15 protein-coding genes are annotated in these 14,732 nt (G+C 70.6%); 9 read left to right on the forward strand and 6 right to left on the reverse strand.

The window, feature by feature from the left end:
* Nucleotides 1–147 precede the first annotated feature (147 nt).
* Nucleotides 148–561, forward strand: coding sequence for a hypothetical protein (locus ASG69_RS14120; RefSeq protein ID WP_231476447.1), 414 nt, complete (start codon nt 148–150; stop codon nt 559–561).
* Here ASG69_RS14120 and ASG69_RS14125 read toward each other — a convergent pair.
* Both ASG69_RS14125 and ASG69_RS14130 read right to left on the reverse strand, forming a co-directional pair.
* Complete coding sequence (locus ASG69_RS14125; RefSeq protein WP_056448037.1) at nt 542–1,255, reverse strand: TIGR03089 family protein; 714 nt, start codon at nt 1,253–1,255, stop codon at nt 542–544. The genes ASG69_RS14120 and ASG69_RS14125 overlap by 20 nt on opposite strands.
* Before the next feature lie 27 nt (nt 1,256–1,282).
* On the reverse strand, nt 1,283–2,719 hold the full coding sequence (locus tag ASG69_RS14130; protein WP_027506885.1) for an LCP family protein: 1,437 nt from the start codon (nt 2,717–2,719) through the stop codon (nt 1,283–1,285).
* 267 nt (nt 2,720–2,986) lie between these two features.
* Between ASG69_RS14130 and rfbD the strand changes: the two genes are divergently transcribed.
* Genes rfbD through ASG69_RS14145 form a run of 3 tightly spaced genes read left to right on the forward strand, consistent with a single transcriptional unit; the run spans nt 2,987 to nt 5,899 of the window.
* A complete protein-coding gene (gene rfbD / locus ASG69_RS14135) occupies nt 2,987–3,895 on the forward strand; it encodes a dTDP-4-dehydrorhamnose reductase (protein WP_056447755.1) in 909 nt (302 codons plus the stop codon).
* Nucleotides 3,896–3,905: 10 nt separating this feature from the next.
* Nucleotides 3,906–4,796, forward strand: a complete 891-nt coding sequence (locus ASG69_RS14140; protein WP_056448040.1) for a glycosyltransferase family 2 protein — start codon at nt 3,906–3,908, stop codon at nt 4,794–4,796.
* A gap of 26 nt (nt 4,797–4,822) precedes the next feature.
* Nucleotides 4,823–5,899 carry a sugar phosphate nucleotidyltransferase gene (locus tag ASG69_RS14145; protein ID WP_027506882.1) on the forward strand — a complete coding sequence of 359 codons (1,077 nt, stop codon included), beginning with the start codon at nt 4,823–4,825 and terminating at the stop codon, nt 5,897–5,899.
* Nucleotides 5,900–5,970: 71 nt separating this feature from the next.
* Here ASG69_RS14145 and ASG69_RS14150 read toward each other — a convergent pair whose 3' ends face one another.
* From ASG69_RS14150 to cofD, 3 genes are read right to left on the reverse strand one after another with little or no spacing between them, the layout of a single operon-like run.
* Entirely contained in the window at nt 5,971–6,528 is a 558-nt protein-coding gene (locus ASG69_RS14150; protein WP_056447758.1) for an NUDIX hydrolase, read from the reverse strand.
* A gap of 10 nt (nt 6,529–6,538) precedes the next feature.
* Nucleotides 6,539–7,897, reverse strand: coding sequence for a coenzyme F420-0:L-glutamate ligase (locus ASG69_RS14155; RefSeq protein ID WP_056447761.1), 1,359 nt, complete (start codon nt 7,895–7,897; stop codon nt 6,539–6,541).
* Nucleotides 7,894–8,850 carry a 2-phospho-L-lactate transferase gene (cofD, locus tag ASG69_RS23095; RefSeq protein ID WP_056447764.1) on the reverse strand — a complete coding sequence of 319 codons (957 nt, stop codon included), beginning with the start codon at nt 8,848–8,850 and terminating at the stop codon, nt 7,894–7,896. The genes ASG69_RS14155 and cofD overlap by 4 nt, the downstream gene beginning before the upstream one ends.
* Nucleotides 8,851–9,453: 603 nt before the next feature.
* Between cofD and ASG69_RS22525 the strand changes: the two genes are divergently transcribed.
* Nucleotides 9,454–9,684: a WhiB family transcriptional regulator gene (locus ASG69_RS22525; RefSeq protein WP_197027846.1), complete on the forward strand. Its 231-nt coding sequence runs from the start codon at nt 9,454–9,456 to the stop codon at nt 9,682–9,684.
* A gap of 50 nt (nt 9,685–9,734) precedes the next feature.
* On the opposite strand, the gene ASG69_RS14170 is transcribed toward ASG69_RS22525, so the two are convergent.
* Complete coding sequence (locus tag ASG69_RS14170) at nt 9,735–10,157, reverse strand: metallopeptidase family protein (protein ID WP_051613606.1); 423 nt, start codon at nt 10,155–10,157, stop codon at nt 9,735–9,737.
* A gap of 167 nt (nt 10,158–10,324) precedes the next feature.
* Here ASG69_RS14170 and ASG69_RS14175 point away from each other — a divergent pair, with 167 nt between their 5' ends.
* The 4 genes from ASG69_RS14175 to manA all read left to right on the forward strand — a co-directional run.
* Nucleotides 10,325–10,732 (forward strand): DUF3499 domain-containing protein, encoded by a 408-nt coding sequence (locus tag ASG69_RS14175; protein WP_200933827.1) that lies wholly within the window; start codon nt 10,325–10,327, stop codon nt 10,730–10,732.
* A 136-nt stretch (nt 10,733–10,868) separates the two neighbouring features.
* On the forward strand, nt 10,869–12,239 hold the full coding sequence (locus tag ASG69_RS14180) for a phosphomannomutase/phosphoglucomutase (RefSeq protein ID WP_056448043.1): 1,371 nt from the start codon (nt 10,869–10,871) through the stop codon (nt 12,237–12,239).
* A gap of 56 nt (nt 12,240–12,295) precedes the next feature.
* On the forward strand, nt 12,296–13,450 hold the full coding sequence (locus ASG69_RS14185) for a hypothetical protein (RefSeq protein WP_056447774.1): 1,155 nt from the start codon (nt 12,296–12,298) through the stop codon (nt 13,448–13,450).
* A gap of 49 nt (nt 13,451–13,499) precedes the next feature.
* The coding region (manA, locus tag ASG69_RS14190) for a mannose-6-phosphate isomerase, class I (protein WP_056695811.1) at nt 13,500–14,732 on the forward strand (1,233 nt) is incomplete at its 3' end.

Consider the following 14,732-nt stretch of genomic DNA (forward strand, 5'->3'; position numbering starts at 1 on the left):
CACCGCGAGCGTGCAGACGGTCCGACTCGTGCAGGAGGGTCGGCACCGGGCGGCCGCGGCGAACGCGGGGACCACCGTGATCGCCTCCGTCCTGGCCTGCGCCGGTGGACTGGCTCTCGTGTGGGCGGCGTCGGGTGGGAGCTCGGTGTGACGTCCTCCGGTCCGCGGGGGTCGAGCCCGCTGCGACGGGTGTCGCGCGGCAGCATCCAGTCGCTCGTCGTCACGGCCACGGCGCTCACCTGGGCTCGTCTGTGGCGCTCGCGGATCTCGTACGACGCGTCGTCGAACCTGATCGTGTGCGAGGCGATGCGAGGCGGATACGCCCGCGGCGGAACGTGTTTCGGCGGAGCGTTCCTCACCGGACACGCGCTCGTCGATCCCCGTCGACGGCGGGCGATGCTGCGCCACGAGTCCGTGCACGCCGACCAGTGGGCCCGCCACGGCTTCTCGTTCGCGATCCGGTACCTGGTGGAGGAGATGCGCCGGCCGGGCGCCGCCAACCGCTTCGAGGTGGAGGCCGGACTCGGCGACGGGGGCTATCTCACTCGAGGACCGTCGTGACCTTCTCCGTGGCGACGCGGCGATCGAGTGCCGCCGGGTCCAGCGCGGTCACCTGAACCAGTGACGCGCCGGCCGCGAGCACCGCGACGAGACCGTCGAGCAGTCCGTCGGCGTCGTCCCACGACCCGGTCGCGAGAACCCGGTCCGTCGCCGACAGTCCGCGCGCTGCGGCGCGGCCCTGTGCATCGGTCAGAACGTCCTGGACGGAGCGACCCTCCAGGGCCGGACCGGCGCCGACGGAAACGAACTGATCGCCGTGCACGCGAACCGACGTCGCGTAGTCGGTGACTCCGAGGGGGAGGTCGTCGACGGGCCGACCGAACGGGTCGAGCGACAGTGCTGCCACCTCACCGGCGTCGGCGGTCTCCACACCCGCGGCGGTCACCAGTGCGACCGCCGCGTCCGGATCGGGCCGGAGAGTCACCTCGGCGCCGGCCCACCACGCGCCGAGCAGCACCGAGGCTGTCTGCCAGTGCGCGGGGAGCACGACGCTGACGACGTCGCCGGGCGACACACCGAGCTCGTCACGGAGGAAGTTGGCCGTCTTCGCGGCCCAGTTGGCCAGAGTCAGCGCGGACAACTCGATGCGCTCACCGGTCGAGTCGTCGTAGTAGGTGATGCGCGGTCCCGCCGCGTCCGCCGCGAGGATGGGTCCGAGAAGCGCGTCCGTGAGCGTCGTGCCACCTGAGGTCATCGACGACATTCTTCCGAACGGGCCCGATCAGTTGACGCACTGGGGGCCCGTGGACCCGGCGTCGATCGGGTCCGCGGCCGCGGGAGCCGGGGTGGCGGTGTCGCCTGCGGGCGAGACACCGGCCGGAAGTGAGCCCGCCGCTGCGGGAGCGGAGTAGTCGGAGGCCAGCACGACGCGCACGGTCCCGGACGGCAGCGAGTCGTCGGTCTCGGTCCGATCGGTGCCGACCCGCGCGGCGACGGCCGCCGCGGCGTCACCGTCCGACGACGCGGCGTACACGGTGGTCCGGTCGACGCTCGCACCCTCGTTGTTGCCGACCTCGCCCGGAACGAAGCCCTCGCCCGACAGAGTGTCGGAGACCGAGGACGCCAGACCGTCGACGCCGCTGTCGTTCGCGACGTCCACGGTGACACTCGAGGCGTCGATGTCGGGAACGGTGGGCGTCGGCGTCACGCTCTCGGACGGCGCCGCGTCGCCGATGAGGCCTCGCACCCACGTCTGGACCTCGACGGGGTCGACCGCGACGATCGACTCGCCGTAGTCGGTGACGCCGTTGATGTCCGCGACGGGAATGGTGTCGAAGGTGACCGCGCCGCCGGCGACGTCCTGCAACTTCGTGGCGAAGTCGAGGACGTCCCAGTCGTCGTCGATGGTGACGGAGCGCTGCACGGCCGACCCGAGCTGCCCCAACGTGCCGGGGTTGCTGAGCGTGCGGGCGCTGAGCACCTTGCGGACCAGCGACGCCATGAACACCTGCTGACGGACGATGCGGTCGAGATCGCCACGGGGGAGATCGTGGCGCTGGCGCACGAAGCTGAGGGCGTCGGCACCCGAGAGCGTCTGCTGCCCGGCCGCGAAGCGCGCGCCGGAGAGGGGCTCGTCGACCGGCGCGTTCAGACACACGTCGACGCCGCCGACGGCATCGGTGAGCAGGACGAAGCCGAGCAGCCCGACCTCGGCGTAGTGATCGACCGTCACGCCGGTGAGGCCCGCGACGGAGTCGATGAGCGCCTTGCGGCCCGCGAGCGTCGACTCGCTGTCGGCTTCGGCGTCGGGCACCCCGCTCTCGACGAGTTCGAGGCGCTTCTCCTCCTTGGTGGCTCCGTACGCGGCGTTGATCTTGCTGTCGCCGATGCCGGGCACGTTCACGTACGCGTCGCGCGGGATGGAGATCGCCGACGCGGACGATCCGTCGTTGGGAACGCGGATCAGAATGATGGTGTCGGTGTTGTTGGCCACCTCGTCGCCGGCGCGGAGCGAGTCGAGCTCGTTCTGCGAGAGCGCGTTGCCGTGCGCGTCGGTCCTGCTGTCGGTGCCCACGAGCAGGATGTCGACCGCACCGTCGGCCCCGTCGCCGAGATCGAGGTTCGACACCGTCGCGAGGTTGCTGCGCAGCGAGTCGATGCTCTGCCATGCCACACCCGTCACCAGCAACGCGCCGGCGGAGAACAGAGCGACGGCTATCCGGCCGGCGTTGGAGTGCCCCGGTGTCCGCGAGGGGCGGTGGCTGGTCGGAGGTCGACGCCCCCGGTCGGAGCGGGTGGAGGCGCGCCGCGCACCCGGTTCCGACTCGCGAGAATCGGGTCGCCGCTGCGCACCGCGCTGTGTCCGAGGTCTGTACGGATCGCGCGGTGTCCCGGGGCCCGTCACAGAATCCGTCACGATCCCCAGGCTAACGGCAGGGTCGCCGTGCTCCGCGCAACCCGCCACGGCGTGCCACACTCTGTCGCTGTGACCACCGACGCAGAGCAGAGTTCGGACAGGACGATCGTGGTGACCGGAGCCGGAGGTCAGCTCGGTCGCCGACTCGTCGACCGCGCGCGGGACGGGTACCGCGGGGCCCGCGCGCTCGGCTTCGGATCGGCCGACCTCGACATCACGGATCCGGAGTCGATCGCCGCCGCCGTGGTGCCGGGCACCGTGGTGATCAACTGCGCAGCGCACACGGCGGTCGACGCGGCGGAGACCGAGGAGGACCGCGCCGCACTGCTGAACGAGGTGGGACCGCGCCTGCTCGCCGAGCGGTGCGCCGAGGTCGGTGCAGGTCTCGTGCACGTCTCGACCGACTACGTGTTCGCCGGAGACGCGCGGACCCCGTACGAACCCGACGATCCCACCGCGCCGGCGACCGCCTACGGGCGCACCAAGCTGGCGGGGGAACGGGCCGTCCTGGAGGCGTTGCCGTCCGCGACGATCGTGCGGACCGCGTGGGTCTACACCGGCACCGGCTCCGACTTCGTCGCCACGATGCTCCGGCTCGAGGCCGAGCGGGAGACCCTCGACGTCGTGAACGACCAGGTGGGTTCGCCGACGTACTCGGGTGATCTCGCGGACGCGCTCCTCGAGGCGGCGACGTCGCCGCGAGCGCTGCCGCAGATCCTGCACGCCACCAACGCCGGGACGGCGTCCTGGTTCGACCTCGCTCGGGCGACCTTCGAGACCGTGGGCGCCGATCCCGACCGTGTTCACCCGTGCGGCAGTGATCGCTACGTGCGGCCGGCGCCGCGTCCCGCCTACTCGGTGCTCTCGCCCGCGGCCTGGAAGGGTGCCGGGCTGACCCCGCTGCGGCCCTGGCGCGACGCGCTGACGGCCGCGCTGGCGGCTCGGGCGGTCGCGGACCCGCCCGGAGCCGCCCAGTAGGGTGACCGGCGTGAGTGCCCCCCTGGCCGTCGTGACGGTGACCTATTCGCCCGGCGAGCACCTCGACGCATTCCTCGAGTCCCTGCGGGATGCGACGACGCGGCCGGTGTCGGTGATTCTCGCGGACAACGGGTCCACCGACGGCGCGCCCGAGGCGGCCGAGGCCGCATACGACCACGTCCGACTGCTGCGCACCGGAGCGAACATCGGCTACGGCGGCGCCGCCAATCGCGCTGTCGCCGAGGTGGATCCGGCCACCGAGTTCGTCATGGTCGTCAATCCCGACGTCCAGTTCGGCCCCGGGTCGATCGACGAGCTGCTGGCGGCCGCCGAACGGCATCCGCGGGCCGGGTCGCTCGGGCCCCTCATCCTCGAGCCGGACGGTTCGCGCTACCCGTCAGCCCGCCGCGTTCCCGATCTCACGTCCGGGTCGCTGCACGCACTGCTCGGTTCGGTGTGGCCGTCGAATCCGTGGACGCAGCGCTACCGGCAGGACAACGACGAGGTCAGCGAGCGGTCGGTCGGGTGGCTGTCCGGCTCGTGTCTGTTGCTGCGCCGTGCCGCGTTCGACTCGGTGGACGGGTTCGATTCCCGGTATTTCATGTACATGGAGGACGTCGATCTCGGAGATCGCCTCGGACGAGCGGGCTGGACCAACATCTACGTGCCCACGGCCGTCGTGACGCACGCCAAAGGTCATGCCGCGGGGCGTCATCCGGAGTCGATGTTGCCGGCGCACCACTGCAGCGCCTACCGCTTCCAAGCTGATAGACACCCGCGGAGATGGCAAGCTCCTCTCCGGTGGACGTTGCGCGCCGGACTGGCGTTGCGGTCCAGGGTGGTCGTAACTGCTGCACTGCGGCAACGCGACGACACGGTCGGGTCAGGTTCGAGCACGTGAGAAGTTTCTGAGAAAGGCGATACGCGATGACTGCTCCGGCGACCGATGCCGTAGTTCTGGTCGGAGGAAAGGGCACGCGACTGCGTCCGCTCACGCTCTCCGCCCCCAAACCGATGCTGCCCACGGCAGGTCTGCCGTTCCTCACCCATCTCCTGGCGCGCATCAAGGATGCCGGGATCGATCACGTGGTGCTCGGCACGTCCTTCAAGTCGGAGGTGTTCGAGCAGCACTTCGGTGACGGCAGCGCACTCGGCCTCGAGCTCGAGTACGTGTTCGAGGAGGAGCCGATGGGAACCGGCGGTGGCATCCGCAACGTCCTGCCCCGGCTCCGCGCCGACAACGTCATGGTCTTCAACGGTGACGTGCTGGGCGGTACCGATCTGCGCGGCGTGCTCGACACGCACCGCACCACCGAGGCGGACGTCACCCTGCACCTCGTCCGCGTCGGTGACCCGCGCGCGTTCGGCTGCGTGCCCACCGACGAGTCCGGCCGCGTCACCGCGTTTCTCGAGAAGACCCAGGATCCGCCGACGGACCAGATCAACGCCGGCTGCTACGTGTTCAAGCGGGAGATCATCGAGAAGATCCCGTCCGATCGTCCGGTGTCCGTCGAGCGTGAGGTGTTCCCCGCACTGCTGGCCGAGGACAAGCGAGTCTTCGGACACGTCGACGCCGCCTACTGGCGCGACATGGGTACGCCGGAGGACTTCGTGAAGGGCTCCGCCGACCTCGTGCGCGGAATCGCACCGTCGCCTGCGCTGACGGGGACGCGGGGCGAGTCGCTGGTCCATCCCGGCGCGGGCGTCGCGCCCGGCGCGCTGCTGATCGGCGGCACGGTCGTCGGACGCGGCGCCGAGGTGGGAGCGGGCGCCCGTCTCGACGGTGCCGTCCTCTTCGACGGTGCCGTGGTCGAGGCCGGCGCGGTGGTCGAACGATCGATCCTCGGATTCGGTGCGCGCATCGGACCGCGGGCACTCGTGCGCGACGCCGTCATCGGCGACGGAGCCAACATCGGCGCGCGGTGCGAGCTGCTCCGCGGCGCCCGGGTGTGGCCCGGAGTGACGCTGCCCGACGGTGGAGTGCGCTTCTCGACCGACGTCTGAGGATCCAGGGCGTCCGAGAATCCAGGGCGCCCGAGAATCCAGGGCGTCCGAGAATCCAGGGCGCCCGAGGCTCAGCGAGCCGCCGCGCGGGAGATCATGTCCTGCAACGCGTCTCGTTCGGCGCCCGCCTCCCCGTCGGGGAGGTCGTCGACGGGCCACCACCGCAGGTCGTTCGACTCCGCGCTGCGGACGATGTGTGCACCGTCCGCGGCGCGTACGACGAAGCGCAGGTCGAGGTGGCGCGTCGGCTCGCCGAGCGAACACGTGATCGGGTGCGTGTGAACGGAGAGCAGCTCCGGCTCGAGAACCAGGTCGTCGATGCCGCTCTCCTCACGCGCCTCGCGGAGTGCCGCGTCCCGGACGGTCTCGTCGTCGACCTCGCAGTGTCCGCCCAGCTGGAGCCATCGTCCGACCCGCGGGTGCAGCGTCAGGAGCACGTGGCACCCACTCCGATCGAGCACCAGCGCCGACGCGGTGACGTGACCGGCCACGTTCTCACGGAGACAGCCACGCGGCGCACTGTCGAGGAACGCCAGCATCGTGTGGCGCATCGAGTCGTCGTGCGGCTCGGTGGTCGACCAGGAACGGAGCAGTTCTCTCGCGGACTCGTGGAGGCTCTCGGCGCTCACGGACGGTTCCTCACAGTTCTCGGAACGCGGAGCCGGGCGGCGTCGAGGCGCGGGGCGACGGGGGAGTGAGCGGGTGCCCGACGGCGACGGCCCCGACGGGATGCCAGTCGGCGGGCAGATCGAGCGTCTCGCGCACGGTGTCGGCGGCGAAGATGGTCGACCCGACCCAGCAACTGCCGAGGCCGCGCGCCGCGAGGGACACCAGGAACGCCTGCACCGACGCGCCCGCCGCCACCGTGAACATGACGGTCTCCGCGGACTGCCGTTCCGCGTCCGGATAGTCGTGCGCCTCGTCGAGCACCGCGAACGCCAGAATCAGTTCCGGCGCGGTGCGCAGCAGATCACCGCGTGCCAGACGGGCTTCGATCGAGTCCACGGTCCGTCCGTCTCGCTCGAGATCGGCGCGCCACCGCGTTGCCATCGCATCGAGCAGTGCGGTGCGCACCGCCGGCGTCCGGACGGCGACGTAGCGCATCGGGTGGGAGTGATGGGGAGCCGGCGCGGTGACGGCGTCCGCCACGGCGGCCTCGACGACAGCGGGATCGACCGGGGCCGAGTCGAACTCGCGTACCGAGCGACGGGCGGGTACCGCGCCGAGTGCACCTCGTCGCAGCGCCTCCTGCGTTCCCAACCAGAAGAGGTCGTCCTCGCCCGGACGCACCAGATCGCGGGCGGAGGAGCCGTCGTCGGCGTAGTGCAGACCCCGGACCACGGCGACGGGAACCGAGCCGAGCTTGCCCTTCACCAGATCCCCAGCGGATGCCAGCTCGTCCGCGAGCGCGACCTCGGTGACCATCAGCTCGTTGCCCTGCGCGTCGCGACCACCGGCGTACGCGTGCAGGACGGGCAACCCGGCCGATCCGATCGCGTTGTCCGTCTGGCCGTTCCGCCACGCGCGGCCCATCGTGTCGGTGACGACGACGGCGACGGCCACGCCCAGCGAACGGCGTACACCGTCGCGCAGTGCCCGGGCGGACGCGTCGGGATCCTCGGGGAGCAGGGCCAACTCGTCCGTCGACACGTTGGATCCGTCGATGCCGGACGCGGCCTGCACGATGCCGAGGCGGTTCTCGGTGATGAGCGTGCGACCGCGCTGGGCGAGTACGCGCACGGCCTCCTGCTCGACGAGGATGCGGCGCAGTGAGTCCCGCGCCTCCGGGTCGGTCGGCGCGGTCACCAGGCGTCCCTCGACCTTGGAGACGATCTTGCTCGTGACCACCAGGACGTCGCCGTCGGCGAGCCACGGTGCTGCCGTGACGACTGCTGCCACCAGGTCGTCGCCCGGCCGGAACTCGGGGAGTCCCGCGACGGGAATCACCTCGATCGAACCGCCCGGTGCATGATCGCCGGGACCGTCGGATCGGGTCACAGGACGCCCGCTGCCTCGAGCGCGGCGCGCGCCATCCGTGCGGTCACCGCGGGCTCGGTCATGAGCAGAGGTACCGCGCGCACGTCCACGCCGGGAACGTCGGCGGTGTCGGTCTCGTGGATCAGCCAGGCGTCGAGGATGCCGGCCGCCGAGCGGGCGCCGTAGTGGCGGCCGATGGCCTCGGCCGTCGTCTCCACATCGATGACGGACAGGCACTCGTCGGCCATGCCGCGCAACGGCTTGCCGTCGATGACGGGGGAGAGCCCGACGACCTTCGCGGGTGTGGTGCGCAGTGCGGAGCGGATGCCGGGCACCGCCAGGACGGCGCCGATGCTGACCACCGGGTTGGACGGTGCGAGCAGTACCGCGTCCGCGGTCTCGATCGCCTCGACGACGCCGTCCGCCGGGGTCGCCTTGTCCGCTCCGACGTACGCGAAACTGTGAGTCGTCACAGCAGCGCGGTAGCGCACCCACCACTCCTGGAAATGAACGGCCTTGTCGGTGCCGTCGTCGGGATCGGTGATCACCACGTGGGTCTCGCTGCGGTCGTCCGTGACGGGCAGCAGGCGGACACCCGGAGACCACCTGTCGCACAGGGCCTCCACGACTGCGGACAGCGGGTACCCGGTGCGGAGCATGCGCGTCCGGATCAGATGCGTCGCGATGTCGCGGTCCCCGAGCCCGAACCAGTCCGGGTGGGCCCCGTACGCCGCGAGTTCCTCCTTGACGCTCCACGTCTCGTCGCGTCGACCCCAGCCGCGCTCGGTGTCGATGCCGTCGCCGAGCGTGTACATGCAGGTGTCGAGGTCGGGTGTGATGCGCAGGCCGTGCATCCAGACGTCGTCGCCGACGTTCACCACGGCCGTGACGTCGCCGTCCGGCCCCAGCAGTTCTCGAACCCCCTGGAGGAACCGCGCGCCACCGACGCCGCCCACCACCACAGTCACCTTCATGACCCTCGACCCTAGGCGGTCGCCGTCGGCGCGATCGGGCCGGTGGGCGCGAATCACGGCGTGTCCGACGCGAAACACCGGGGAAGTCTCGCCTTCCGGGAAAACCGGAGATCGGATGGTATTGCAAATCGAGCGGTCCGCTTGACCGCGACACACCGCGGCGTGTCTAATCACAGTCATGTCATTAACGGTTCGAACAGCGGAATCGCTTGTAGCGAACCACCGTTCGAACACGTGTTCCCATGAGTCGACACGAGTTCGCGCGCTGCGTTCCGCAGCGTCACGTCCCATGGTGACACGAGGCTTCGCTCTTCGATCCGGCTTCGCGGTCGATCATCGACACAAGTGACCGACAACAACTGCGCTCGAACAGGTGAGGAGGCGGACGTGATGCCGGAACAACACCACGACCTCGGTCGACAGGAGTCCCCCGTCGGGGAACTCGACGACGTACTGCACGTGGATGCCGTGACGGAGGACGCCCCGGCGGACCCCGTGGACGGGATCGACCCGGAGGACGTCTCGGTCGACGACGTCGACCCGCCGCTCACGAGTCTCGGAATGCCTGCGCCCGCACTGCATCTGAGTCTGGTGCCGGGCGACATGGATCCGCTCGAGGATCAGTGGCAGGAGCGCGCTCTGTGCGCTCAGACCGATCCCGAGGCGTTCTTCCCGGAGAAGGGCGGCTCGACGCGCGAGGCCAAGCGCATCTGCCTCGGGTGCGAGGTGAAGGACGACTGCCTCGAGTACGCCTTGGCGCACGACGAGCGGTTCGGCATCTGGGGTGGGCTGTCCGAGCGCGAACGTCGCCGCCTCAAGCGCGGCATCATCTGACGCGTCGCGTCACCGCAGCCGCCGAACGACGCGCTGCAGGCGCCGGGGTGTCAGTCGTCCTCGGTGTCGGGGTCGACCACCTCGGGCGTGACCCCCAGGTAGGTCGCCACCTGCTCCACCAACACGTCGTGCACCAGGTCCGTCAGCTCCAGCGAGTCGTGTGCTCTCCGCTCGAGGGGCCGACGGAACAGCACGATCCGAGCCCGCGTCGTCGCTCCGCGCGTGTCCACTCCCGCCGGAACGAGTCTCGACAACGGCACCGGGCCCTCGGCCACGACCTCGGGTGGCCAGTTCACCGATTCCGGGTCCACCGCACGGATCTTCGGCACGTCGTCGACGGCGATGTCCAGTTTCGTCAGCCGGTCGTGCCACTTGCGGTCGATCTCGGCGAACGCGTCCAGCACCGCCGCATCGAACTTCTCGGCGCGAGACCTGCGTGCGGGCACCGTGTCGGGGAACAGGGTGCCGCGCATTCCGCGACCCCGCCGCGCCGCGGACCGCGAGCTGGACGCCCGATGTTCCCGTCCGGGACGGCCGCCGGCGCGGCCGCGGGGTTGAGAGGATCCGGTGAACGACACGCGCCCATGCTACGACCGTGTCCTGCGAGGCACGCCGGAGGACACGCGCTAGGGTTCGACCTGTGAGAGCTGTGCGGGGATGCTGCCGACCGGGATGCAAGAGACCGGCCGTCGCGACGTTGACGTACGTGTACTCCGACTCGACCGCCGTCGTCGGACCTCTCGCCACCGTGGACGAGCCCCATTCCTGGGATCTGTGCGAGGTGCACGGTTCGTCGATCACCGCCCCCAAGGGGTGGGAGATGGTGCGCTACGAGGGTGGGTTCTCCACGTCCAGCCCCGACGACGACGATCTGACCGCACTCGCCGAGGCCGTCCGCGAGGCCGGTGCGCGTGAGCGTCCCGCTCCGTCCCTCGGTCGACGTGGTTCGTCGTTCGACACGCGCACCTCCGCCGACGTACCGGCCGCCGCGCCGACACGCACGGGTCGACGCGGACATCTGCGCGTTCTTCCCGACCCCACCAGCTGAACGACTGTTCCTGCGCGCGGCGTCGGGCTGCAGGACTGCTCGCGCGTCGCCCCCGGGCACTAGGCTCCCAGCATGGTCTCGCCGACTAGTCGTCGTGCGTGATCCGTCCGGTTCGTCCCAGATGCAGGAGTGTGCAGTGGCCCGACCAGCTGACCTGGTTCACAGCGTCATCAAGGCGTACGACGTGCGCGGTGTCGTCGGAGAGCAGATCGACGAGGACTTCGTCGCCGACGTGGGGGCCGCCTTCGCGAGACTCGTACGCGGCGAGGGCGTCTCGCAGCGCGTCGTGGTCGGGCACGACATGCGCGACTCGTCTCCCGCACTGTCGGCCGCCTTCGCGCGAGGGGTGACCTCACAGGGTCTCGACGTCGTTCTCATCGGTCTCGCGTCGACCGACCAGCTCTACTTCGCCTCCGGTCGGCTCGACTGCCCCGGTGCGATGTTCACCGCCAGCCACAACCCGGCGAAGTACAACGGGATCAAGCTGTGCCGGGCCGGCGCGAAGCCCGTCGGCCAGGACTCGGGACTCGCCACCATCTCTGCCGAGATCATCGACGGCGTCCCGACGTTCGACGGTGCGCCGGGCACGATCAGCGAGCAGGACGTGCTCGCGGACTACGCCACGTTCGTGCGCGACCTCGTGGACATCAGCGACATCCGTCCGCTGTCGGTCGCGGTGGACGCCGGCAACGGCATGGGCGGGCACACGGTGCCCGCGGTCCTGGACCCGACGTCGGTGACCGTGCACCCCCTGTACTTCGAACTCGACGGCACGTTCCCCAACCACGAGGCGAACCCGCTGGAGCCGGCGAACCTCGTCGATCTGCAGAAGTTCGTCACCGAGACGGGCGCGGACATCGGCCTCGCGTTCGACGGCGACGCGGACCGCTGCTTCGTGGTGGACGAGCGCGGCGAGCCCGTCTCACCGTCCGCGATCACCGCGCTGGTGGCCGAGCGGGAGCTGGGCAAGCACCCCTCCTCGACCATCATCCACAACCTCATCACCTCACGGTCGGTGCCCGAGTTGGTGGAGCTGCTCGGCGGTACCGCCGTGCGCACCCGGGTCGGCCACTCGTTCATCAAGGCACTGATGGCCGAGACCGGCGCGGTGTTCGGCGGCGAGCACTCGGCGCACTACTACTTCCGCGACTTCTGGGGCGCCGATTCGGGCATGCTCGCAGCGCTGCACGTGCTCGCCGCGCTCGGGACACAGGACGAGCCGTTGTCCGCCCTGATGCGCAAGTACGAGGTGTACGCGGCATCGGGCGAGATCAACTCGACGGTGGCCGACGCTCGTGAGCGCACCGCCGCGGTGGTCGCGGCGTTTGCCGATCGCACCGTCTCCACCGACGAACTGGACGGTGTGACGGTCGATCTCGGTGACAGCGCGTGGTTCAACCTCCGCGCCTCCAACACCGAGCCCCTGCTCCGACTCAATGTCGAGGCACGCACCCCCGAGGACGTGGACCGCCTGACGACGGAGATCCTGAGCATCGTCCGCGCGTGACGGTTGCGGACTGACATAGTGGGGGATACGGAACGAGAGAGGCGGGTGAGGTGCCCATGACTGCTCCTTCGGCGTACGTCGATCTCGACGACGCGAGCGCGATACTGGCTGCGGACTCGTTGGGCGCACTGCACTCCGCCGCGCTGGCCGGCGCACAGATCCGCGCCACCGCGTCCGCCGTCCGCGAGGGCCTGCTGGCGCCGCTGGACGGTCTGCGTCCCCGCAGTGTCGTGCTCGTCGCCGCGTCCGGTCCCGCCCGGAGGGCGTCGGCGCTGGTCGCCGCGGTCCTCGCTCCGACCGCCGGCGTGCCGGTCGTCTCGCTCCCCGCGACCCCGCCGTGGGTCGGACCCCTGGACGTCGTGGTCGTGGCCGGCGACGACGCCGGCGATCCGGCCATCGCGGAGTCCGTCGCCGCCGGGGTACGTCGGCGCGCCGAGGTCGTGGTGGCCGTACCGGACGAGGGTCCTGTCGCGGACGCCGGTGCCGGCCGGGTGGTGTCCTTCCCGCCGCGAGTCCGTGTCCTCGATCGCAACTCCTACGCCCGGCACGTCGCGGTGATGGCCGCGGTACTCGCTGCGGTGGACCCGGCGTCGTCGGTCGGTGACCTCGACGCGGTGGCCGATGCGGTGGACGCGGAGGCCATGCGACACCACGCGTCCGTCGAGGTGTTCCAGAATCCCGCGAAAGGTCTGGCGTCCCGAATGGCGGGTCGTCGGGTCCTCATGACCGGTGACGGCGTGGTGGCGACCGAGGTGGCCCGGCACGGAGCCGCGTCCCTGCTGCGTGCCGCGGGCGTCGTGGCGGCGGCCACCGAACTCTCCGATGCCGTCGGTGTGATCCACGACCTCGGCGCGATCGGTGGGGACTCCGCCGAGAGCGGCGGTGTCGACTACGACCCGCTGTTCCACGACGACCAACTCGACGGTCCACCCCCGGCCGATCCCGTTCGGGTGTTCACCGTGTCGACCGACCCCGACGACAGTCTGGTCCGCCGGCGGGTGGCCGTCCTGGGTGAGGTCGACGTGGTGCGCGCCGACGACGACGGTGGTCCCCGCACGGATCTGGAGGCGCCCGCGCCCGCCGCGGTGCCCGGTCCCACGACGCCGGTCGGGGCGTCGCTGCGCAGGGCGCTCGTCCTGGCGGTGCGGATCGAGGCCGCGGCGGCCTATCTCCAACTCTCGAATTCTCAGGCCTCGGGAGGCAGGGAGTGACCCCAGCCGTGTCCGGGTTCGCAGCGATGACGACGGCAGGTGGTGGTCGGTGAATCTCCTCGACGGAACAGCACGGTCCTACGCGTGGGGTTCGCGCACGGCTCTCGCCGAACTGCGCGGCGTGCCCGCACCCACCCGGCATCCCGAGGCGGAGTTGTGGTTCGGTGCTCATCCGGGCGACCCGGCGCATCTCGTCACGCCGCGCGGTCGGGTCTCGCTGCTCGAGGCCATCGACTCCGACCCGACCGGACTGCTCGGAACCGGTGTGGTGGAGCGGCACGGTCCGCGCCTGCCGTTCCTCGTGAAGTTCCTGGCGGCCGAGGAGCCGCTGTCGCTGCAGGCTCATCCGTCCTCGGACCAGGCGCGCGAGGGTTTCCGACGGGAGAACGCCGCGGGCGTGCCCCTCGACGCCTCCGTCCGGAACTACAAGGACGCCAGCCACAAGCCCGAGCTCGTGGTCGCCTTGACGGAGTTCGACGCGCTCGCCGGGTTCCGTAGTCCCGCCGAGACGGTGGAGCTGTTCGGTCGGATCGATGCGGACGAGCTGCGTCCCTACACCGAGATGCTTGCCGCGCAACCGGATTCGAGCGGCCTGCGCACCCTCTTCACCTCGTGGATCACTCTGCCGCAGCGGGCGTTGGACTCCGTGCTGCCGGCGGTGCTGGACGCGTGCGTCCGCGCCCTCGAACGTGCCGAGCAGACCGGGGACCGCACCTTCGTGCCGGAACTGCGCACCGCACTGGAACTGGGGGAGTACTACCCCGGCGATGCGGGCGTGCTCGCGGCGTTGCTGCTCAACCGGGTCACGCTGCAGCCGGGCGAAGCTCTGTACCTGGACGCCGGAAACCTCCACGCGTACCTGCGCGGAACCGCGGTGGAGATCATGGCCAACTCGGACAACGTGTTGCGTGGGGGACTCACGCCCAAGCACGTCGACGTCCCGGAACTGTTGCGGGTGCTCGACTTCGAGCCGCTCGACTCACCGGTCCTCGTCGCCGACACCAGCCGTCCGCACGTGGTGCGCTATCCCACGCCGGCACCGGAGTTCGCACTCGTCGGTGTCGAATTGTCCGCGGCGTCCAGCGACGGTGAGCCGTGGACGCTCGCGCACGACGGTGACGCCGCGCCGCGCATCGTCCTGTGTGTCGACGGTCGGGTACAGGTCTCCTCGGGTGAGTCCACCCTGGTCGTGGAGCGGGGAAGTGCCGTCTGGATCGCCGCGTCCGATCCGGACCCGCAGCTGTGTGCTCTCACCGACTCGGCTCGCGTGTTCGTGGCGGGG

It is taken from the genome of Rhodococcus sp. Leaf225, from assembly GCF_001426145.1.
Classification (GTDB): Bacteria; Actinomycetota; Actinomycetes; order Mycobacteriales; family Mycobacteriaceae; genus Rhodococcoides.

What these genes read in the sequence shown, in the direction of transcription:
- ASG69_RS14185 (WP_056447774.1), top strand. Translation starts at nt 12,296, where the DNA reads ATGACTGCTCCTTCGGCGTACGTCGATCTCGACGACGCGAGCGCGATA.
- ASG69_RS14125 (WP_056448037.1), bottom strand. Translation starts at nt 1,255, where the DNA reads ATGACCTCAGGTGGCACGACGCTCACGGACGCGCTTCTCGGACCCATC.
- ASG69_RS14145 (WP_027506882.1), top strand. Translation starts at nt 4,823, where the DNA reads ATGACTGCTCCGGCGACCGATGCCGTAGTTCTGGTCGGAGGAAAGGGC.
- ASG69_RS14170 (WP_051613606.1), bottom strand. Translation starts at nt 10,157, where the DNA reads ATGCGCGGCACCCTGTTCCCCGACACGGTGCCCGCACGCAGGTCTCGC.
- ASG69_RS22525 (WP_197027846.1), top strand. Translation starts at nt 9,454, where the DNA reads ATGGATCCGCTCGAGGATCAGTGGCAGGAGCGCGCTCTGTGCGCTCAG.
- cofD (WP_056447764.1), bottom strand. Translation starts at nt 8,850, where the DNA reads ATGAAGGTGACTGTGGTGGTGGGCGGCGTCGGTGGCGCGCGGTTCCTC.